This window comes from Chamaesiphon sp. (genome assembly GCF_041737865.1).
Taxonomy (GTDB): domain Bacteria; phylum Cyanobacteriota; class Cyanobacteriia; order Cyanobacteriales; family Chamaesiphonaceae; genus Chamaesiphon.
In genome coordinates this window covers 1-20,102 of the sequence record NZ_JBGSQZ010000054.1, presented here as the reverse complement: position 1 = coordinate 20,102, position 20,102 = coordinate 1, and the positions used below count along the sequence as shown (strand labels likewise).

The 20,102-nt window shown below is 45.7% G+C and carries 23 protein-coding genes; 7 read left to right on the top strand and 16 right to left on the bottom strand.

What is annotated here, in order from left to right; genetic code table 11:
- Positions 1 to 66 precede the first annotated feature (66 nt).
- From ACEW9J_RS04175 to ACEW9J_RS04165, 3 genes are all read right to left on the bottom strand, one after another.
- Positions 67 to 687 (bottom strand): Uma2 family endonuclease, encoded by a 621-nt coding sequence (locus ACEW9J_RS04175; protein WP_373543883.1) that lies wholly within the window; start codon positions 685 to 687, stop codon positions 67 to 69.
- A gap of 260 nt (positions 688 to 947) precedes the next feature.
- Positions 948 to 1,556 (bottom strand): 30S ribosomal protein S4, encoded by a 609-nt coding sequence (gene rpsD, locus ACEW9J_RS04170; RefSeq protein WP_373543882.1) that lies wholly within the window; start codon positions 1,554 to 1,556, stop codon positions 948 to 950.
- An 85-nt stretch (positions 1,557 to 1,641) separates the two neighbouring features.
- Entirely contained in the window at positions 1,642 to 2,688 is a 1,047-nt protein-coding gene (locus tag ACEW9J_RS04165; protein WP_373543881.1) for a serine protease, read from the bottom strand.
- Positions 2,689 to 2,755: 67 nt separating this feature from the next.
- Between ACEW9J_RS04165 and ACEW9J_RS04160 the strand changes: the two genes are divergently transcribed.
- Positions 2,756 to 3,079, top strand: coding sequence for a 2Fe-2S iron-sulfur cluster-binding protein (locus ACEW9J_RS04160; protein WP_373543880.1), 324 nt, complete (start codon positions 2,756 to 2,758; stop codon positions 3,077 to 3,079).
- Between the two features lie 122 nt (positions 3,080 to 3,201).
- On the opposite strand, the gene ACEW9J_RS04155 is transcribed toward ACEW9J_RS04160, so the two are convergent.
- From ACEW9J_RS04155 to ribE, 6 genes are all read right to left on the bottom strand, one after another.
- Entirely contained in the window at positions 3,202 to 3,342 is a 141-nt protein-coding gene (locus ACEW9J_RS04155; protein WP_373543879.1) for a hypothetical protein, read from the bottom strand.
- Between the two features lie 108 nt (positions 3,343 to 3,450).
- Positions 3,451 to 4,734 (bottom strand): serine--tRNA ligase, encoded by a 1,284-nt coding sequence (gene serS / locus ACEW9J_RS04150; RefSeq protein ID WP_373543878.1) that lies wholly within the window; start codon positions 4,732 to 4,734, stop codon positions 3,451 to 3,453.
- A 312-nt stretch (positions 4,735 to 5,046) separates the two neighbouring features.
- Positions 5,047 to 5,412, bottom strand: coding sequence for a DUF565 domain-containing protein (locus ACEW9J_RS04145; RefSeq protein WP_373543877.1), 366 nt, complete (start codon positions 5,410 to 5,412; stop codon positions 5,047 to 5,049).
- 2 nt (positions 5,413 to 5,414) lie between these two features.
- Positions 5,415 to 7,136 (bottom strand): DUF3685 domain-containing protein, encoded by a 1,722-nt coding sequence (locus ACEW9J_RS04140; protein WP_373543876.1) that lies wholly within the window; start codon positions 7,134 to 7,136, stop codon positions 5,415 to 5,417.
- A 36-nt stretch (positions 7,137 to 7,172) separates the two neighbouring features.
- Entirely contained in the window at positions 7,173 to 8,393 is a 1,221-nt protein-coding gene (locus tag ACEW9J_RS04135; RefSeq protein WP_373543875.1) for an FAD-dependent monooxygenase, read from the bottom strand.
- 713 nt (positions 8,394 to 9,106) lie between these two features.
- Positions 9,107 to 9,793: a riboflavin synthase gene (ribE, locus tag ACEW9J_RS04130; protein WP_373543874.1), complete on the bottom strand. Its 687-nt coding sequence runs from the start codon at positions 9,791 to 9,793 to the stop codon at positions 9,107 to 9,109.
- A 172-nt stretch (positions 9,794 to 9,965) separates the two neighbouring features.
- Between ribE and ACEW9J_RS04125 the strand changes: the two genes are divergently transcribed.
- Positions 9,966 to 10,460, top strand: a complete 495-nt coding sequence (locus ACEW9J_RS04125) for a bifunctional nuclease family protein (protein ID WP_373543873.1) — start codon at positions 9,966 to 9,968, stop codon at positions 10,458 to 10,460.
- Positions 10,461 to 10,562: 102 nt separating this feature from the next.
- On the opposite strand, the gene glyA is transcribed toward ACEW9J_RS04125, so the two are convergent.
- On the bottom strand, positions 10,563 to 11,846 hold the full coding sequence (gene glyA / locus ACEW9J_RS04120) for a serine hydroxymethyltransferase (RefSeq protein ID WP_373543872.1): 1,284 nt from the start codon (positions 11,844 to 11,846) through the stop codon (positions 10,563 to 10,565).
- Positions 11,847 to 12,380: 534 nt separating this feature from the next.
- Between glyA and ACEW9J_RS04115 the strand changes: the two genes are divergently transcribed.
- Entirely contained in the window at positions 12,381 to 12,587 is a 207-nt protein-coding gene (locus ACEW9J_RS04115; RefSeq protein ID WP_373543871.1) for a hypothetical protein, read from the top strand.
- Between the two features lie 173 nt (positions 12,588 to 12,760).
- On the opposite strand, the gene ntcA is transcribed toward ACEW9J_RS04115, so the two are convergent.
- On the bottom strand, positions 12,761 to 13,438 hold the full coding sequence (gene ntcA / locus ACEW9J_RS04110; protein ID WP_373543915.1) for a global nitrogen regulator NtcA: 678 nt from the start codon (positions 13,436 to 13,438) through the stop codon (positions 12,761 to 12,763).
- 225 nt (positions 13,439 to 13,663) lie between these two features.
- On the opposite strand from ntcA, the gene fabI reads away from it, so the two are divergent.
- Positions 13,664 to 14,440, top strand: a complete 777-nt coding sequence (gene fabI, locus ACEW9J_RS04105) for an enoyl-ACP reductase FabI (protein WP_373543870.1) — start codon at positions 13,664 to 13,666, stop codon at positions 14,438 to 14,440.
- 75 nt (positions 14,441 to 14,515) lie between these two features.
- On the opposite strand, the gene ACEW9J_RS04100 is transcribed toward fabI, so the two are convergent.
- Genes ACEW9J_RS04100 through ACEW9J_RS04090 form a run of 3 tightly spaced genes read right to left on the bottom strand, consistent with a single transcriptional unit; the run spans position 14,516 to position 16,151 of the window.
- Positions 14,516 to 15,004, bottom strand: a complete 489-nt coding sequence (locus ACEW9J_RS04100) for a PPC domain-containing protein (RefSeq protein WP_373543869.1) — start codon at positions 15,002 to 15,004, stop codon at positions 14,516 to 14,518.
- A 57-nt stretch (positions 15,005 to 15,061) separates the two neighbouring features.
- Positions 15,062 to 15,532, bottom strand: a complete 471-nt coding sequence (gene lspA / locus ACEW9J_RS04095) for a signal peptidase II (RefSeq protein ID WP_373543868.1) — start codon at positions 15,530 to 15,532, stop codon at positions 15,062 to 15,064.
- Positions 15,533 to 15,542: 10 nt separating this feature from the next.
- Complete coding sequence (locus ACEW9J_RS04090; protein WP_373543867.1) at positions 15,543 to 16,151, bottom strand: biotin transporter BioY; 609 nt, start codon at positions 16,149 to 16,151, stop codon at positions 15,543 to 15,545.
- Positions 16,152 to 16,373: 222 nt separating this feature from the next.
- Here ACEW9J_RS04090 and psb27 point away from each other — a divergent pair, with 222 nt between their 5' ends.
- The 3 genes from psb27 to ACEW9J_RS04075 are packed head-to-tail and all read left to right on the top strand — an operon-like array spanning position 16,374 to position 18,477.
- Positions 16,374 to 16,775 (top strand): photosystem II protein Psb27, encoded by a 402-nt coding sequence (psb27, locus tag ACEW9J_RS04085; protein WP_373543866.1) that lies wholly within the window; start codon positions 16,374 to 16,376, stop codon positions 16,773 to 16,775.
- 18 nt (positions 16,776 to 16,793) lie between these two features.
- The gene (locus ACEW9J_RS04080; RefSeq protein WP_373543865.1) at positions 16,794 to 17,024 is read left to right on the top strand and encodes a hypothetical protein; all 231 of its coding nucleotides are present in this window, start codon (positions 16,794 to 16,796) and stop codon (positions 17,022 to 17,024) included.
- The gene (locus ACEW9J_RS04075; protein WP_373543864.1) at positions 17,014 to 18,477 is read left to right on the top strand and encodes a family 10 glycosylhydrolase; all 1,464 of its coding nucleotides are present in this window, start codon (positions 17,014 to 17,016) and stop codon (positions 18,475 to 18,477) included. Before ACEW9J_RS04080 ends, ACEW9J_RS04075 begins: the two co-directional genes overlap by 11 nt.
- 91 nt (positions 18,478 to 18,568) lie before the next feature.
- Here the strand turns inward: ACEW9J_RS04075 and ACEW9J_RS04070 are convergent, their stop codons facing one another.
- Together ACEW9J_RS04070 and trpC are read right to left on the bottom strand one after the other, a co-directional pair.
- Positions 18,569 to 18,823, bottom strand: coding sequence for a DUF5340 domain-containing protein (locus tag ACEW9J_RS04070; protein ID WP_373543863.1), 255 nt, complete (start codon positions 18,821 to 18,823; stop codon positions 18,569 to 18,571).
- A 63-nt stretch (positions 18,824 to 18,886) separates the two neighbouring features.
- Positions 18,887 to 19,771 (bottom strand): indole-3-glycerol phosphate synthase TrpC, encoded by an 885-nt coding sequence (trpC, locus tag ACEW9J_RS04065; protein ID WP_373543862.1) that lies wholly within the window; start codon positions 19,769 to 19,771, stop codon positions 18,887 to 18,889.
- Positions 19,772 to 20,102: the final 331 nt, after the last annotated feature.

Here is a 20,102-nt window from a genome sequence, read left to right as displayed (position 1 = left end):
AAAACTTTCTTCTCTAGACCCTAAAACCTAATCAGAAGTGTATAGTGACTTTATTATAAGAATTTCTCACAATATTTTACTCATGCTCAATATCAATCCTGGCATGACTTCGTTACAGTCGATCGACTTGGGGTCTTCTAAAATTTCTACTTCTTGCCTTGGTCGATAGATTTCTACTTGTCGATCCTGGGGGTTAATGAATAGTCCTAATCGCACTCCTAACTGCTGGTATTCCGCCATCTTGGCTCTTACTTCACTCAAGTTATCGGTGGGTGAACGGAGTTCAATTGCAAAGTCAGGGAGGATCTGAATCAATCCAATAATGTTCTGTCCTTCTAATCGAGATTTCTCAATCCATGAAACATCAGGAGATCGTTTGCCACCGCCGAATTCGGTAAAGTCATAGCCTGTTGAGGAATCAAATACTTCCCCTAGATCTGTTTCATCATTCCAGACAACTACTCGACTGCTTAACCTTGCGTTCTTTTTGCCGCTCTCACCGCCTGTTAGAGCCATCACAATCAATTCTCTATTCGGGGTTAATTCTAGGCGGAGGTTGGGATTATCGAGACATAGGCGGTCGAACTGCTCCGATGTCACCGTCAGTCTGGTGTTGGTGACATCAAGTAGTATTGGCTTAGTGTCTTGAGTATCTACAGCAGTGCTAGGAGCGGTTGCAATTATCATAAAATCTCCAAACGGTCGTGAGAGATAGGTTATGCCTGTTTGATTCGATCGCTTTAGATGGTCTAGTCACCCCAACCTCGACAAACATCACAAGGGCTATAATTAGCTTGGTGTAAGGGTTTTGGGGACAGGTATCTCGATCGATGAGCCTAACCAGGAGTCTGATTGACTACATGAATTTGTCTTAATGTCAATTGATTTGGCATTGTACAAGAAGAGAATAGATTTTGGATGCAGCCGCCATCCAAAATCCAAAATCTCTAGGCTTGGCGGGAGTAGAACTCGACTACCAGTAGCTCATTGACTTGAAGAGCTACCCATTCACGTTCGATCGTGCCAGTAACTTTACCAGTTAAAGTAGGCTTATCGAATTCCAAATGGTTGGGAGTGTTAGCTAATCCGGGATATTGGAGATTGGCTTCTACCAATTTCTTCGATCCTTCGCGGTTGCGAACACCAATCACTTCGCCAGCACGACATTGATAACTAGCAATATCCACAGTACGTCCGTTGACGGTGACGTGTCCGTGGTTGACTAATTGACGTGCGGCTGGAATAGTTGGAGCCATAGCTAGCCGAAATACGGTGTTATCTAACCGCATTTCGAGTAATTGCAATAAAACTAATCCGGTGGAACCAGTAGCACGTCTTGCTTTCCGCACATAGCGGAGCATTTGCTTCTCGTTTACACCATAGTTCATCCGCAATTTTTGCTTTTCTTCGAGGCGGATTGCATATTCAGAACGCTTTTTCCGGTTTTGACCGTGTTGACCTGGTGGATATGCACGACGTGGTTCCTTCCGAGTTAGTCCTGGTAGGGAGCCTAAACGACGTGTAATTCTCAGTCTCGGTCCGCGATATCGGGACATAAATTTCCTTACTGCTTGATACTTTACGCAAAACTCCCATTGTTACATACTAGGGTGATTCTGACTAGGGGTTAGGCTTTAGGCTTTAGGCTTTGGGTTTTAGGTTTTGCGGGTAGATGCCTTGAGGACGCTCCAATTCGCAGGTAGCTCGATCGAGATCGAATCTGCCGCTGCGATCGAAACAGGTAGGAATTTGATAGACTGGCTGACCGTAATTTTCTTGTGGGAAGGTCTGCACAAAGCCATTTTTAACCACTTCGCAGGGACGATTGATGCTGCATTGAGGTTGTTTAGCAGCACTGTCATTTACACCAGTATTGATAATTCCGACTACTTGCTGGGTTTTGAGCGAAATCATCGGCGAACCAGACATCCCACCCACGATGCTGCACTGGTGGCGAATCGACCTTTTCCAGTTGTAGATGTCTTCTTTGACATTAGCGGATTCCCCAGTTTTGCAGGTGGCTGCATGGAGGAAATTAAGTTCGTCTTTGACACCTTGAGACGGGACTCCCACGACAATTAGCGGTTCGCCGAGATCTGGGGGTTTAGGCGCAATTTGGAGCGGCGCGATTCCTGCTTGGGTCAATTCTTGTTGAGTTTTGGTCAATTCGAGGATGGCAATATCATTATTTTTCATCGTGCCATAGACTAGCCGTTTGACCGGAATAGTTAACCGATCGGGCTTAAAATCATGAAAGTAATTAACCGTAAATTGGGTCTTGGTAGGTCGATCGACTAGGATTTCGCGATCGGTGGGTAATTTGTTGAAACTGCCCTGACAGTGACCATTTGTGAGCACATAAGCCGGAGCTGTAGGATGAACGCCAGTCGAGAACAAAAATCCCGTACAGGCACCATAGTTGACATCAATGACACCAATCCCGTTATATTTACGACCTGTAGCTGTAGATACTAGTTGCCAGTTAACCCGATCGGAATTTACTTCTCGATCGGGTATCTTTAATCCAGCGCGATCGAATATGGCAGCATTTGCCGTAGTACCTGACAAATATCCGCCGCTACCGATCGATAGTAACAGCCCCAGACTGATGTTCCAGCCAAATCTTACCAAAGACCGAAGGCAAACGGGTGGGTGGCTGGTTGGGAGCTGGAACCGGAGTTGGGACATGATTACTAGTGCCAGAACTTGCTAAAGTGGAGGATATCTTCACAAATATTTCGACCACTAATCATCCATGACGAAAACTTATACTGTTGAGATCCATCATCAGGGAGAAATTCACACGATCGAGGCTCCTGAAGATAAGACAATTTTACGCGCTGCTGGTGCGGCGGGGATCTATCTCCCAACTTCTTGTAATGCTGGAGTCTGTACCACTTGTGCGGCGCAGATCCTGGAGGGAGAAGTGGAGCAAGGTGAGGGGATGGGTGTCAGTACGGAGCTACAAGCAAAGGGGTATGCTCTACTATGTGTCGCTTATGCTCGATCGAATCTGAAGATCGTCACTGAAAAGGAAGATGAAGTCTATGAGATCCAGTTCGGACAGCATCAACGTTAGGCGGCTGGGTGCATATTGGCAATCCTATCAGATCGATCGCCGAGCTTTGTGTATTTCGTTAATCCCCGATCGTGCAAACTGGGCGGGAGAAACGTCCAGTACCCTAAGAACCCAATTATCAACTACTTGTACTGAGCGACTTGCACTGTTGGCGTGAGCCTGCCGTAGGCAATGCGAAGTCGTTGGCGTAGCCTCGCCTCTGGCGATAGTGAACCGTTGGCGTAGCCTGCCGTAGGCACAGTGTCAATTATAGCTGTTGCCATATCGCTGCGGACAGATCCCCGACTTCTTAGAGAAGTCGGGGATCTGGGTTTCTGGGATTTTTGCATATCTTAACCGCTCGTGAGCGATTGTCATAATTTAATTTTCGTCTACAGGACTGCTTTGCCTAAATACGATTGTAATACTTCAGGTATTTTAATCGCCCCATCTGCTTGCTGATAATTTTCTAAAATTGCTGCCATAGTTCTACCCACAGCTAATCCCGAACCATTCAGGGTATGGACGAATTGAGTCCCTTTTTTCCCCGTTTCCTTGAAGCGGATATCGCCCCGCCGCGCTTGGAAGTCGTGGAAATTGGAACAACTAGAAATTTCTCGATATTTGCCAGCAGAAGGTAGCCAGACTTCTAAGTCATAGCATTTTGCCGCACTGAAGCCGATATCTCCCGTGCAGAGTTCCAATACTCGATAGGGGAGTTTTAGAGCCTGGAGGACGGCTTCTGCATCCCTTACGAGGGCTTCATGTTCCTGTGCGGATGTGTCGGGATGAACGAATTTGACTAGCTCGATTTTGTTGAACTGGTGGAGGCGAATTAATCCCCGCGTGTCTCGCCCTGCACTTCCAGCTTCGCGCCGAAAGCAAGGGGTATAGGCGCAGTGGTAAATCGGGAGTTGTTCGCTAGTAAGGATGTCGCCGCGATAGATATTGGTAACGGGAACTTCGGCGGTGGGAATCAACCACAGATCGTCTTCGGCACATTTGAAGCTGTCTTCAGCAAATTTGGGAAGTTGTCCGGTTGCCGTCATTGATGCGGTATTGACTAGGATTGGCGGGCTGATTTCAGTATATCCCGCTGCAATCTGTCGATCGAGCATGAAGCTAATCAAAGCACGTTCTAACGCCGCACCTGCGCCGACGAGGGTCACAAATCGACTTTGGGCAATTTTGGCAGTACTCTCGAAATTGAGGATACCTAATTTTTCGCCAATGTCCCAGTGGGGCAAAATTTGGGGATTGGTGGGGATATATTCGTCGCCCCACTTGCGGAGTTCGATGTTCTCATCCTCACTTTTACCGATCGGAGTAGTATCGCTAGGAAGGTTAGGTAGTTGTAAGATCAGCGTGTGAATCTGCGCTTTAAGTTCTCGTTCGGCTGGTTCTAGTTCGCTCAACTGCGCCTTGACAGCGTTTCCTTCGGTTTTGAGGACTTGAACTTCCGGCGCATTGGGATCGACTTTCGCGCCCATTTTCGCACCGACGAGTTTACCTATTTCGTTGCTACGTGCCTGAAGTTGACTGCGCGTAGATTCTAGTTCGCGCTGTTGTTTATCCAGAGCGAGAATGGGTTGGATGTTGTAGACACCTACGCCTCGGAGATCTAGTTTTGTCTGTACTAATTCTGGATTTTCTCGAATCTGTCTGATGTCCAGCACCGCTTTTACTCTACCTGAATTACTTGGCTAAATATATCTTACGATCGTGTCGTCTAGATTGGCGATCGATCGACGTAATTAACCTGAGTGTCTCCTGTCGGAGCGACCCAAATCACGCGGAGGTTCCCTCCGCATGTGTTTGGATCGAGACAGAGGCTACGCCAACGGAATCAGGATTTCCGAGCGATGACTTATAGCTTCGTTTAGGCACCGCCCTCGAATGAATTCGGGGCTAACAGCACAAGTTCGTTTCAACGAACTTGTGCTGTTAGCCCGAACTTATAGTTCAGGGCGGTGATAGAACGAAGCAAATTAACTACCGAGTTTGAATGCTTCGACAAATAAGCCGTAAACTAGTCCTAATTTTAGACTATTCAAGATGGCGATCCAAATCGGACGCTGACCGATAATTGCGTTGGCTTCTACCAATTTACGCTTTCCTAAAGTTGTACCATAAGTCAGCCAAGAGATAGACTCGACGATCGTTAATATAATGATACTGGTGAAAACATCTAGATCGGTTCTTTGTCCGCTAGATGTGGCGACCGCAGAGGCAAGAAAGTTACCAAATAGTAGACTAATAATCAGTAGAGATAATCGCCGCCAGGGATTTTCGTTCCATTGAATGAATTGCTGATTAATGCGATCGATTAGTGTGTTGAGACGGGTGTTTTGCATAGTTACTCCTTGCGATTACGATTACTTTCTTGCCAAATATTGCCAATTCCTTTGACTATTCCCCGACCAATTAAGCCAATTCCCCGACCGATAATTTCTGTAAGTAGATATACAATACTACTCCCAATAAGTGTAGTTGCTGACTTGACTCGGGGTGAGAGTGCATCTCTTGTCTCTAGAGCTAAAGTTACTACTAAAGGAATTCCGACTAGTCGATCTAATTCCTGTGGACGCGGGGCATAAATAGCTACTCTTTTAATCCCATAATTTGTGAAAATAAATAACCGATATTGGCTTTCAAAAATAGCTTGAGGTTCGCCAATATATCGATCGATCCGATACCGCCATGAGAGATCGTTGCGAAAGCGTTCGATCTCTCGACTAGAGAGCAATCGTCGATCGTAAAAGCCAGATTTCATCGATTCCAAATTACCAAAGCGATTGAGCAATGGCTGCATCACAGCATTAGCGATCTGGATCGTGAGATTTTCTAACAGGTTACAGGCACGCTCTTCGGCGGCGGTAGTCCCAACTGCACAACTAGTATTATCTATTGTTAGGGGTATTTTAAATAGTAAGTAATTTAATAGCTCGATCGATTGAGGGATTTTGGTAAGAATTTCGGTGTGAACGATTGCGATATCTTGAAGTAAGATCGGGATGATTTCAATCTGGCGATCTTCGATCGATACCATATAATATCTCCCAAAAAAGTCAGTCGTCACGGATGCCCACAAGTCTTGCAAGATCGTCGGCTCTTTTGCTGCCAGTTGCTCTACCGTCACCTGAGAAAAGCGTAATTCATCTAGCAATCCTTCAAACTGACGCAAAATCAAATAAAATAATTCTCGCTTCTTTTCCTGACGCAGAATATCGATTTCTAACGGGGTATTGGTAAGATTTTCTAAGCCAGATTGTAATTTTGCGGCGATGCGATCGAATAGTGTTTGTGCTTGAGGATTAAGGCTACGATCGATCGGGGATGATGGTGTTAATTGACTAAGTGCTGGAGCGAGTAGGGGTGTTAAAATAACTGAACTAGTAGGAAATAGTCGCTTGACTAGCCACCGAGCGGTATTGAGTTCGCGTTTGCGTCCAGTTAATAACAATCGATCGATTACTGAAAGATCGCCGTCAAGATTGGTGTTTAGTTCTGATAATGTAGTTTCAATCTGCTGGAGACTAGATAATCTTAATCGATTGCCAACACCATTAAACCAATTATTCGGACGAGTTTCTGTCCCGATGATTACCTGTTGTAAAATTTCTGGTGTCCAACTAGTTTGCCCTGCGGCGACTTGGCGGATGCTGGCGACTAGATCTAGAATGGAGCCACCTCGAAGACAGCAACCTTCAATTCCCAGTTGAAATGCGATGGTCAAATCTGGCGATCGAGGAGCTGCTAATAATAAAATTGGTACGTTGGGGGATCTAGCTTTAACAGCTCGACAAAATGCTAAATTCGAGTCATTTTCGAGGTGCCGATCTGATGTTAATCCTAGTAAGATCAGATCGATCGCGATCGGTTCGCCCACTCGTGCTGTCAGAATTTGCCAAGCCCCAGCCCCATCTTCAGCCGCCTCAGATACTTGTAAATCTGGAAACCGATTCAGACAGGTAACTAGTCCCGACTGGATGACTGGATCGGATTCGATCGCTAAGATCTGAATAGATCGATGATCCAGTGGAGAGGCTGCGCCCACATCGATGGGAGATTCTGCCATGAGCCGACACATCATAGATACTTTTTAGACATCCTCTCACACCTTTAGATCCACTTGTGTAAATCCTCGTCGCAACTGGAGTTGTCGATCGATCCAAGATTGCCGAATCCGCTGCCGTAATAGTGGTATTCGTGGTGCTAGGCGACTGACTGCATAACGGATCGGTGGATAATTTCGCAGTAGCTCACCCTGAGCTATTTCGGCGCGTTGCAGCTTTTGAATCTGAATAATTTCTGGTTCTCGTTCGGCTTGAATTTGGGGCAGTAAGGCATCAATTTCGGCAAACTGAGGGTGTTGCTGCAATAGTGGCACGAGATGATTGGTAGCAACTACAACGTCTCGCAACGCCATATTGATGCCCTGAGCGCGAATTGGCGACATCGGATGCGCGGCATCGCCCAGAAGTAGTACTCCTGGAATGTGCCAACTAGGACAACGCCCGACTGTCACCGAGAGCAAAAACGGACGTTCGATCGAGTCTGCTTGTTGTCGAAAAGCTGCGGCTAACCAGTCGGGTGAAGCTGTTGCCAACTTTTCTACCCAATCATCCCGCCATTGCCCAGGAGCGTCTTGCTTTTGCTCATCCTGATGTAGAGACCATCCGACCTGAAGTTGCCCTTCTGAGCCTAAAAATAGTCCAAATCCAGCATCACCCGATAACACCGAGTAGAAGATATTTTCCGCTTCAAAATCCGCACTACTTGCCAGCTTAAACCAGAGAAGATCGTAACTTTGGGCTTCTGTCTCCAGAGTGAGATTTGCCTTGTGGCGGACGATCGAATTTCGCCCATCTGCCCCAATTACCAGATCTGCGGCGATCTGACGATTATCGCTTAGTGTGACACCAACTACTCGATCGTCTTGCCACACCAAATCCCGAACACTAGTTCCAGAGATAAATTCAAAACTGGGACACTTACTCGCCGACTCCATCACCCCCTCTAAAAAAGCAGGCTGGGAAATCAAGGTACATGGCTTCCCACCAGCTTCCATCGGTTCATCCACCCGAAAGATCGATCGCTGCTCAATGATGAATTCCCAGGCATCCAGGGGGCGATGGGGAATACGCGCTACCAAGTCTGCTAGTCCCATCTGGTCGATCGCTTCTAACCCACTCGGCATCAGAGCCTCCCCGCGAAACGTCCGCCGAAAGTTGCGGGACGCTTCGATTAATTTGACTGTAATCCCTCGCTGTGCCAGCAACATCGCCAGAGTCAAACCTGTCGGCCCAGCCCCAATAATTACAACCTGGCTCATCTTGTACTAGCAAGCAATTGTGCTCGATTGATAGAATATATTCCTTTCCAGTATCAAGTTAGATATCTAGAGTGGATGGTGGATGGTGGATAGACGAACGACATTACAGATCGAGATTGTCTAGTTCTTGAGTGGGAAGGGAGTATGTATCTAGATTTTATCGGCGATCCGAAGATCGCGCTAGCAGGTCAAGAAAATTGCTCCAGGCTATTACCCGACTAAATTCCAATCGAGTAACTTCCCACTAAAATCTAGAATGGAGCGAACGCCGCACCACGCTCCACACCAGCCATCCATACGCAGCGACTCGCGCACGCCTTTGTTCCCCGAAGGTTTAGCGGCGTTTTTATTCGGGGGTTCCCCCCGAATAAAAAAACGACAAGACAGCGAGTCAAGACAGGAGAGTTTGAGAGGCGGCGTCCCGCTTCTCAACGGGGGATCTGGGGGTCGGAGCGACGCGTGCTCCGCGGCTGTGCCGAGGGTTTAGCGCGTCAAGACAACCCCCAGATCCGGGTTTTGCCCCCACAAATAAAATCTGCATCCAGCAAATACTTATCATTTACCGATTGGCTTAATACCAGAAATTTACATTGGCTCTGGTGCGTTACGCTTCTCTGCGAGACGCTACGCGAACGCGATAACACACCCTACAGTATTCTTACAAATCAAATAGGACTGCTGTAGATAAAATTCCTAACCCAAACTCTCGCTAACTACTGATAACCATTTGCCGCTAAAAAATCAGGCGTAATAATTTCACGCCTTGAACCAGAATGGGGAGAAATCATCAACTTTTCGACATATTTACCTAAAATATCTGCCTCCAAATTTACCCATTCATCAAGCTGAAGTTGAGCGAGATTTGTCTCAGAGTAAGTAAGTGGAATCACCGCAACTGTAAACCAATTGCCGCCCCGATCGCAATCAGCGATCGTCAAACTCACCCCATTGACAGCGATACTTCCTTTCGACACCAAATAGCGGCTGAGATAATTCGACCACTGTTCGGTGAGCGACTCAGGTGCGGCAAATCGCATCTCCCAGGAAGTAGCGGTAGCCTTACTAGAGACGAGCCTACCGATGCCATCAATGTGTCCCGTGACAAAATGACCGCCAATTTTCCCCCCGACTCGGAGTGATGTTTCCAAATTGGCATAAGTAGAGGTGCGATCTCTTTGACCGATCGTCGTTCGATCGATCGTCTCCGGCGAGACACTAACGATAAATCCTTGTGGTAATATTTGTTCGACTGTCAAACATGCCCCATCAACAGCTACACTATCACCAATAGTCAAATCGGTTAAAATTCGCTCGGCATCTGAAGCACGGCATAAAACTTCCAGCTTGTCTTCAGTCAAAAGACGCAAGTTTCCCAGCGATTGGACTAGTCCTGTAAACATCTATTTTCAGTCAAAGTACTATACGCGATCGAGTGTTTCGTGAGCCATCCTTGATACATATCCGTACCGATCCCCAGGATTGAAGCTTGTTAGACTAATTACGTCAGTCTTTATTTTAGACTTTAACGTTCGCAGCCACCTTAATTCTCGTATACCACCAAAGGAAACCACCATGATTGAAATGAAAGTAGCGGGTATTGCATTGGATGCTGTGTCTCGGAGTCCGATCATCTTACTCAAAGATGCTTCAGATCGTCGCGCTTTACCGATTTATATCAGCCAAGAACAGGCAAAGGCGATCGTTAATGCACTAGAAAAGCAGACACCACCTAGACCTTTTACTCACGACCTGATTGTCAATATCTTTGATAGTTGTAATATCAAGGTGGATCGGATTACGATCAATTCGCTCCAAGATAATACTTTTTATGCGTCGATCGCGATCGAGACTAATGGTCAAATTCGGGAAGTTGATGCTCGTCCTAGCGATGCAATTGCGATCGCCATCCGTACTAAAGCACCGATTTGGGTGATTGAAGAAGTCATTGCTGATGCTTCGATCCCTGTAGATCGAGATGCTGACGAACAAGAACGGTTAGCTTTTAGCAATTTTGTCTCCAATCTCCGTCCTGACGATCTAATTCGTAAGGGTGGCTACGCGAGTTAGGCTTTAGGCTTTAGGAAGTTGATTGTTCGGTTGGGTAGAGCAAAGCAAAACCCAACAGTAGGGAGCGCGCCAGGATCGATCCAACGCACTCCAGACTTTAAACTATACTAAGGCTGGGACGGGCGTACTTAGATGAGGATAGAGGGGGAATGCTTCACACAAAGTAGCAATCCGCCGCACACAATCGTTAGCGATATTATCATCTTCAGGATTGAGCAATCGATCGGCGATAATATTTCCAATTTCGACAAATTCAGTCGTCCCCATGCCGCGAGTGGTCATCGCTGGTGAACCAAGTCTCAAACCGCTAGTGACAAACGGAGAGGCTGGATCGAAAGGTACGGTATTTTTGTTAGCAGTAATGTTGACATCGCTGACTAACAAATCTGCTTGTTTTCCGGTCATCCCGATCGACTGGAGATCGACTAACATCAGGTGATTGTCAGTGCCACCAGAAACGATTTTAAAGCCACGTTGTTGGAGTTGATTTGACAATGCCTGTGCATTGGCGATGATGTGTCCGCAATAGGTCTTAAACGCGGGCTGGAGAGCTTCACCAAAGGCAACAGCCTTAGCAGCAATTACGTGTTCGAGCGGGCCACCTTGACTGCCAGGGAAAACCGACTTGTCGAGCTTTTTACCTAATTCGGCATCGCGAGTCATAATCAAACCACCACGCGGCCCTCTGAGGGTTTTGTGAGTGGTAGTAGTGACGACATCACAGTAAGGAATCGGGCTGGGATGATGTCCAGTGGCGACTAATCCGGCGATGTGAGCAATATCTGCCATCAGGAATGCGCCTACTTCGTCAGCAATCTCGCGGAATTTGGCAAAGTCAATGATCCGAGAATATGCCGAATAACCGCAGATCAGTAATTTGGGACGATATTCTCTCGCTATGTCCCGAATCATGTCGTAGTCTAATTGCTCGGTTTCTTTGCTGACACCGTAGTGCTGAACATCAAACCATTTTCCTGAGTAATTGACAGGGGAACCGTGGGTGAGGTGTCCGCCGTGGGATAAATCCATCCCCATGATTTTGTCCCCAGGATTGAGGAGAGTCAGGAAGACAGCAAAGTTTGCCTGTGCGCCAGAGTGGGGTTGGACGTTGGCAGCGGCGGCACCGAATAACTGCTTGACTCGATCGATCGCGATTTGTTCGATCTCATCGACAAATTCGCAGCCACCATAGTAACGTTTGCTGGGTAAGCCTTCAGCATATTTATTAGTCAATACTGAACCCTGAGCCGCCATCACCGCCGCCGAAGTAAAATTCTCACTAGCAATCAATTCGAGGTGACTGCGTTGACGACCTAGCTCGGAACCGATTAAACTCGCGATCGCTGGATCTGTTTCTACTAAAAACTCTAAGTTAGTTTTTGCCATGGTCTAGATATTAGAAATTAGGTTAGGGATGACTGAATTGATTTATAAGCTCTCAGGATATCGATTATAACAATGGATCTCATTTATCTAAAGGAGCGGATCCCCAGCCAACAGGTGCGATCGACTGAATTTAGCACTACATGATACTGTTTCGATCTAATGAGCACACTTATATTGGCTAGCGTAGTATCTAAATTATGCCCAGCTACTTACTAAAGTTTAAACTAGCCGAGAGCGCAAATGTGATGCGGTCTTCCCTAGCCGCTGTTTTCCTGCACCGCACTGCATGGTCGAGCAACACAGCTTGAGCTGATTAAGTAATAAACATCATCACAATTTACGTAATCTTGACAAAATCTACTGTATAAAGTGAGGTCTAGAGCCGATTCTAATTTCAGTTGCTAACAGCAGTGTTGGCTCACATCCAAATCCTGGCTAACCTCACTCATAGTTCATCCCCATCGGCTCGGAACCAGATCGACTCTGAGCTAATTTAACGATCGTCTGTACCTGACCCAAAATCGAGGGTAGTGTATGTTAGTAGTCATCATTGACAATCAAATTATTGCTCCACAACAAGTCTGTCAAGCTTGTCTGCTTGCCGATCGCGATGGTCAACCCCGCTGGCGACAAGGTAAACTCTGTTGTGGTCGAGTAGTTCGCAATCTCCACTATTGCAGCGAACCACAATCTGATGCTTATGAGTGTCAGATGGGGTTTAGGTTGGTAGATATTGAGTGAATGGTGGATGATTAGTACTGTTGAAACTTTTAAAATTGCAAATCTGTAATCAACCAATCATAAATACGCTTGTACCAATTTATTCACTATTGACTACTCACCATCTACCAATTCAATTAAACTCTTGTATTAATTTATTCACCATTCACTATCCACCATCCACCATCCACCAATTAATTAAACTGCTGACTCAAAGCCACCGGATTATGAACGGTGATCTTTTTCTTTTGGATGGAGATGACTTGATTATCTTCATCGCGTAAATCGCCGAGGAGACGAGTGACGGTGACGCGGGTAGAGCCAATTGCTTCGGCGATCGCTTGGTGTGATAGTTTGAGATCGATCGTAATGCCATTGCCATTTGGTACTCCAAAATCCCGACATAGGATCAGCAGAAAACTAGCCAGCCGAGATCCCATATCTCGATGTGCCAAAGTTTCGATCATCATTTCAGTCTGAAGAATCCGCGAAGATAAACCTCTGAGCATCACCCAAGACAGTTCGGGATTTTCTTTGAGAGCTTTCTCGAATTGCTCGATCGACACAGACAATAATTCGACAGGGGTAAACGCCACCGCATGATAAAATCGATCGGACTTGTTCCCCGTAATCAAGGAAAGCACCCCAAACACGCTATTCTCGCGCAGTAAAGCCACTGTAATCTCTTCGCCTGCTTCGTAGACCCTAGACAACTTCACAGCACCTTTAGTGAGGAAATAGACGCGTTCGGCAGGATCGCCAGGAAAGAAAATCGTCTTATTCCGATCGAATGTCTCTAATACAGGTGGGAATGCGCCTCCAGCCATTTGCTGAAAGACACTAGCGATCGGTTTATCTTGCATCATGACCATCTTGACTCTGCACTCACTTGGAATATTTGGACTCACAATTCCAGACTCGGGCAGGAATGGTATTACACAACACTTAATCTGACTTGCGAATAGTTTTTTGTATACCAGACTACTAAACATCTGGGGGATCGAGGATTGGTGGGTCGATCGCGAATTGATAATTAGTAACTACTGACGGGTAACTGATATCATAAGCCGTGCAAGTTAAGATGAAGCAAAATTATCGTGTTAAATTTGAGCGGCAAGAACGCGCTGGTAACTGGAATAGCGAATAACCGATCGATCGCCTGGGGGATCGCGCAACAGCTTCATGCGGCTGGAGCGAATATTGGGATTACGTATCTACCTGATGAGAAGGGGAAGATGGAACGAAAAGTTGAAGAATTAGTCGCTCCGCTGAATCCGAGTATTTATCTCCCGCTTAATGTTGTCGATGATGCTCAGATCGACCGCACATTTGCAGAAGTTGGAGAAAAATGGGGCCGGATAGATATCCTCATTCATTGTCTAGCATTTGCCAATAAAGAAGATCTATCTGGAGATTTTAGTAAAACTTCTCGTGCTGGTTTCGCTCAGGCGATGGACATCAGCACGTATTCTCTGACACGGCTGGCGGGTGCAGCTAAACCTCTGATGACAGCGGGTGGGAGTATCGTCACGCTCACGTATTTAGGTGGTGTAAAAGTGATTCCTAACTATAACGTAATGGGGATTGCTAAAGCTGGATTGGAAATGAGTGTCCGCTATCTTGCTTCAGAATTTGGTGCTCAAAATGTCCGCGTAAATGGCATCTCCGCAGGGCCTATTCGGACATTGGCTTCTTCGGCTGTAGGTGGAATTTTGGATATGATTCACCATGTCGAAGATATTGCTCCACTCAAACGGACTGTTACTCAAACAGAAGTTGGTAATGCTGCGGCTTTTTTGGCTAGCGATCTCGCCAGTGGTATTACTGGACAAATTATCTATGTCGATGCTGGTTATGAAACTATCGGGATGTAGTCAATATAGTTGATATTTGATAGTTGATAGTTGGGCTGAGGGAAAATTGGGGTAAGCATAGCCCTTTTTTCTCTCTCACTGTGATTTTAACTTGCTAACTTTAAGTTTGAATTCGCCGCTGCTGGTTTCACCAAAGCCTTGAACGCGAATGACATAATTACCAGTATCTTTGATTCTGATAAATAGCAAAGAGTTACTGCTTCCGTCGGGACCATCATCATTTTTGCCGATGTTTTTACCTTCAGCATTGAGGAGAATTACAACGGTATCGAATGATTCGGAACTGAGATCGATCGCGATTTGATCTCCGGCTGTTAATTGAATTGCATAGTCTCTGGCAAATCCACCATCTCCAGTTGGAATATCTCGATCGGAAAGCGTATCTCTGACTTCTCCATTTAGTGGTAATTGGATTGGTGTATAAACAGGTTTGTTTAGCTTATTTTTAGGGATGTCACTAATCATCGTGCGAGGATTGGCGATCGCATCATTAGCGATCGATATCTGAGCTAAGATTATGCTAGATATTATGAGGTAATAACAGTATTTTGTGAGTTTTAACATGTTTAAATATTCTTGGAGCGATCGGATATCGATCGCTGGAAATGGGGGGTCTAATTACTAAGGAGGATTTGTAGGTCGATCGATGAAGCTATGAATTAGTAGACAAATAACTCCGATATTAATCGATACATCTGCCCAGTTAAATATAGCAAAATTAATAACTCTTAGATCGATAAAATCAACGACAGAACCGCCAAAAAATAATCGATCGATGCCATTACCTGCCGCACCTGCCAAAATCAACCCAAACCCTACTTGTTCCCAAATATTCTTGAAATTTCTGAAAATACCAATTGCAATTAAAATTATACTAACAATTAATGATAACAATCCCAGCCAAGGGCTACCCTCCAGCATACTAAATGCGGCACCATAGTTACGAATATAGGTAAAATGAAAGATATTGGGAATAATCGGGACAGATGTTCTTTCAAATCGAAGATTTTCGACGATCGCTCGCTTGCTAATAATATCGATAATCACATTACCGATCGCTGCAACCCAAAAGTAATAATTTCTAATTTTCACAGATAATATATTAATAAAACATAATCCTTCGCACTATAAAAGCGATCGATGCCGCAGTACATCCCATCACCAATTGACTAATCATAGGATAGATAGAATAATTAGCGATCGACTCTAACAGTGTAAACTCCCCATCTTGCCAGTTAAATAATTGAAATAAAATTAAATAGATAATCCCGATCGCATGAATCGTTATCAACCCACATAGACAACTCAATCCTAAATATTCTAAGTGAGGCGTCGATGTAGCTGTTCTGGGAAATCGTTTAAAAGCAAGTTGTCCGCATACCCAAGCTCCAGGAATAAAGGCAAGTAAATAACCAAAAGTAGGCTTCTGAAGATACTCAATTCCACCACCATCATTAAAAATTTTTAGCCATAGTAATCCCAGTAATAAGTAAGCAACTTGAGCCAGCACCCCAGCAGTCCTACCACCCAAACAACTGACCAACAAGACGGCACCAACTTGACACTTGAATCCTAATGGATAAGCAGTAACTCCATCACTCAGCCATTGCCAGGGAGAATTAGTAACATATGCGGGGAGAAAGCTTGCACCGATCGTCAGAAATAAGCCAACAATCGTCCACATTAGAATATAAGGACGAGAAATACTCATATTAGGTTTTTGGTTTGAGTCAATGGGTGGTATGCCGATTAAAATCCGATTTACTAGGTTAATCGTTGTCGATCGATTGAAATTAGTCAAGCACGAGATCGATTTCAACGCTCAAACAGCCTCCCACCTAGTACCTAAAACCTCACACCTATAGCCATAGCGATCGGATTCGCGCTAGGATAGACAGTGATTTTGGAGTTTTAAATCCTTACATTAAAAATTATGTTTAAGCGTCTGTGGTCGCAGTTATTTGCGTTGGTGCTAGTTGTTGTCGTCGGTTTGGTTGGCTGTTCGGCTAGCCCTGGGGGTTTGGTGGGAAATTATCGACAAGACACGATGACCGTCCTCAATAGCATGAAAGCTGTACTAGAGTTACCGGATGACTCCCCAGACAAAGCTGCCGCCCAGTCTTTGGCGCGTCTGAATATCAATGATTTTGCGTCTCGCTATCGTCAAGATCCAGCTTTGACAAAGTTGAGTTCATTTACAAGTATGCGGACTGCACTCAACTCTCTGGCTGCTCACTATGCTGCTTATCCCAATCGTCCTCTACCAGCAAAGCTGAGAACTAGTTTAGAGCAAAAATTCAAGCAAATCGAATCAGCATTACAGCGGGGCACATAAATCGGGGACGAGGGAGCGGTGGTTGAGGAATGGAACTTTATCAGTAAATCATCTGTCCAAATCAAAAGAGTTGAAGGAGAAGTCGATCTACGGATTGGCTTCTCCTTTGTACTGACAGGCTTACCTATCCCGACCATCAATCGTCACTATGGATTTTACGCTGCACCAAAATCTTCCTCTTTCGCCACAGAAAAGGGATCGGCACAAGTGGCATCAGCAATTACTAATCGGGGTATTAGTGACAAGTAGTTCGGTCGGGCAAGGCTACGCTCCTCAGCCTACACTAGCTCAGTCCCCCGCCGCAGATTATTGTCAAATTCCGCCAGCAGAAGTTATTGCCAAAAATAGCTTACGACTAGCAGCCCAAAAAGGCGATCGCAATAACCAAGCAAAGTACAGCGAGATTATCAAAAAGCACGTCACCTACGTCCAGCAGTGTCGGCAGAAAAGTTGGCTGAAGAACCAGGCGATTTGGGTACGGCTCTACCCCTGTGATACGCGTCCTGGTGCCCTAGAAGAGATATTCGATCGAATGGTCAATCGGGGCTATAACCAAGTTTATGTTGCTGCCTTCTACGGCAAAGCACTACTACCTCGATCGAGCAATCAAACCGCTTGGAATTCAGTTCTCACCACACGCGGCACAGACAAAACCGATTTACTTGCCGACTCGATCCAAAAAGGGCGCGAACGCGGCTTGAAAGTGTATGCGTGGATGTATAGTCTCAACTTCGGGGCTGAATATGGGGTGACACCAGAAGGACAGTCAGCAGTAGCGATCAATGGACGGGGTGAAACTACTCTCTTCGCAGGTGAAGAGGGTTTTCAAAAAGCAACAGATGGCAATAGTGGTTCGGTCTTATTTGTCGATCCATATAGTGACAAAGCCCGATCTGATTATGAGCGACTAGTTGCAGAAGTCGCCCGTCGTCGTCCCGATGGAATCTTATTCGACTATATTCGATTCCCACGCGGTCAGGGCGCACAATCGATCGCCAGTCGAGTCCAAGACTTGTGGATCTATGGTGATGAATCTAGGCAAACCCTTGCCGCCCTCGCCCAAAATAGCAAAGGTACAGACTTAATCGATCGCTATCTCACCAAAGGTACCATTACGATTAATGACCTCAAGGAGGTAGACAAACTCTACCCCAATGAAGTTTCACCCCTATGGCAAGGACGCACCCCTTTACAAGACGAAAGCACCATGTCCTATGAGGATAAATTTGCCTGGATCGAGTGGGATTTATGGCAGCTTACCCTCGCTCATGCCAGCCAGGGTGTCGTCAGTTTTCTGCAAAAAGCAGCAGCACCTGTAGAGCAACAAAAACTCAAATCTGGGGCAGTATTTTTTCCAGAAGCCAATCAACCGATCGGACGCAGAGGTTTTGATTCGCGGTTGCAGGCTTGGGATCGGTTTACAACTAGTGAATGGCACCCGATGGCTTATGCTACCTGCAATCGCAGCAATTGTATCACCGATCAAGTCCGCCGCGTCCTGAGCTTTGCGCCAGCCACTACTGAGGTGGTGCCCGCACTCGCAGGCAACTGGAGTAAACCCACCGAAGGTCGCCCATCCTTGGAGGATCAGATGGATGATATCCATCGCAGTCTCCCACAGATTCGTTCGATCAGTCACTTTGCCTTTTCTTGGCAAGAACCAGAGTTGGACTACTATCGCAGTTCCTGTCAGTTGAAGTAGGGAGAGCGATTCAGCGAGGGCATCCGCAAAATTTGGGATGGGAACACTCCTGAAATGTTCACATACCAAATTTTGTAGATCGCCAATCTAGCTAATCTTTCGTCACAACTTCACGATCGGTGAGAACTGAATTTAGTGCCCAAACGTGCTCTATTTCCATTTGTTGATGACCGCAGGTTTCTTCCAATAGCTTGTGTTGAGTCAATGCCTTACGGAGAGTGACGATCAACTGTTGTACTCGCTCTCTAACGATCGGATCGCGATCTGCCGTCATAATGGTTTGGCGTTCGAGAACTTGTAAAATCAGTTCGTAATGTACCAACGAGGGTAATTTAATTCGATCCATGAATGTGCCGTCATCTTCTACCGAATTAAATCGGTGCTAATAGTAAGTGGGTGAATTTAGCAGCTATGCTGCGAACAGATTGACGATCGCTTGTCCGGGATCGTCCTGCTTAATAAAGGATTCCCCAATTAGGACGGCGTTAGCTCCAGCCTCAACTACTATTTTAAGATCTTCAGCAGTATTTAGCCCTGATTCACTGACAATGAGGATTCCGCGATCGATTACTGCTTGTCTCCGTGAGGCTAAAAGCTGACTGGTAGTCTGTAAATCCACACTAAAATCAACAAGATTGCGATTATTAATCCCAATCAGTTTCACACCATCCAATCCTAACACTCGATCGAACTCTTCCTCAGTGTGTACCTCGATCAGAGCCGTCATCCCCAATCCTCGCACGATCTTTAAGAAATACTGGAGATCTACATTTTCCAAAATTGCCGCAATCAATAAGACCGCATCAGCACCATGAGCGCGTGCATAGTAAATTTGGTAAGGATAAATCACAAATTCCTTACACAATAGTGGTAAAGCCACTGCCTGACGCACAGCCGCTAGATTCTCAAAACTACCCTGAAAGAACTTGCGATCGGTCAATACTGACAAGCAACTCGCCCCACCTTGCTGGTAAGATTTAGCAATCTCCACCGGATCGAAATCTTCCCTAATTACACCCCGACTCGGCGAAGCCTTTTTTACTTCAGCAATTAATGCTGGATGAGTTTTACCCGACTGGAGCGCACCCAAAAAGTCTAGCGGTGGTGCCATTGCGGTTACTTGCTTTTTCAACTTGTCTAGCGGCATTTTGTCCCGCAACACCAGTACTTCCCGTTCTTTATCCCAAACAATTTCTTCTAGGATATGCTCGGGTTTACCATCGGGAACGACGATCTGGTATTCAAGCGGACCGACATTTATGGCGGCACTCGGAGGACGACGGCGAATCTTCATTTAGGTATTAGGTTTTAGGTTTTAGGCTTTAGGAAAGAGTTTGGAGACTGAGTAGAAGAGCATTCATAACACGCCTGCCTTCGCAGAGCAGCTATGCACACACATTCGCTCGATCCAGCCTACTATGATTACTTTAACTAAACTCACGATATTTATTCAAACCTTAAACCTTAAACCTTAAACCTTAAAGCTACCCCTGTTAAGGTGAGCTGTTGTACTATGGGGCAAAAAGCCGAGTATAATTTTATTCAAAAGCTAAAAACCTAAGCAGAGAGGGAATTAAAGATGATTAGTGACATCTTTGAAAAATTTGTAGAACAGACACCCTTGA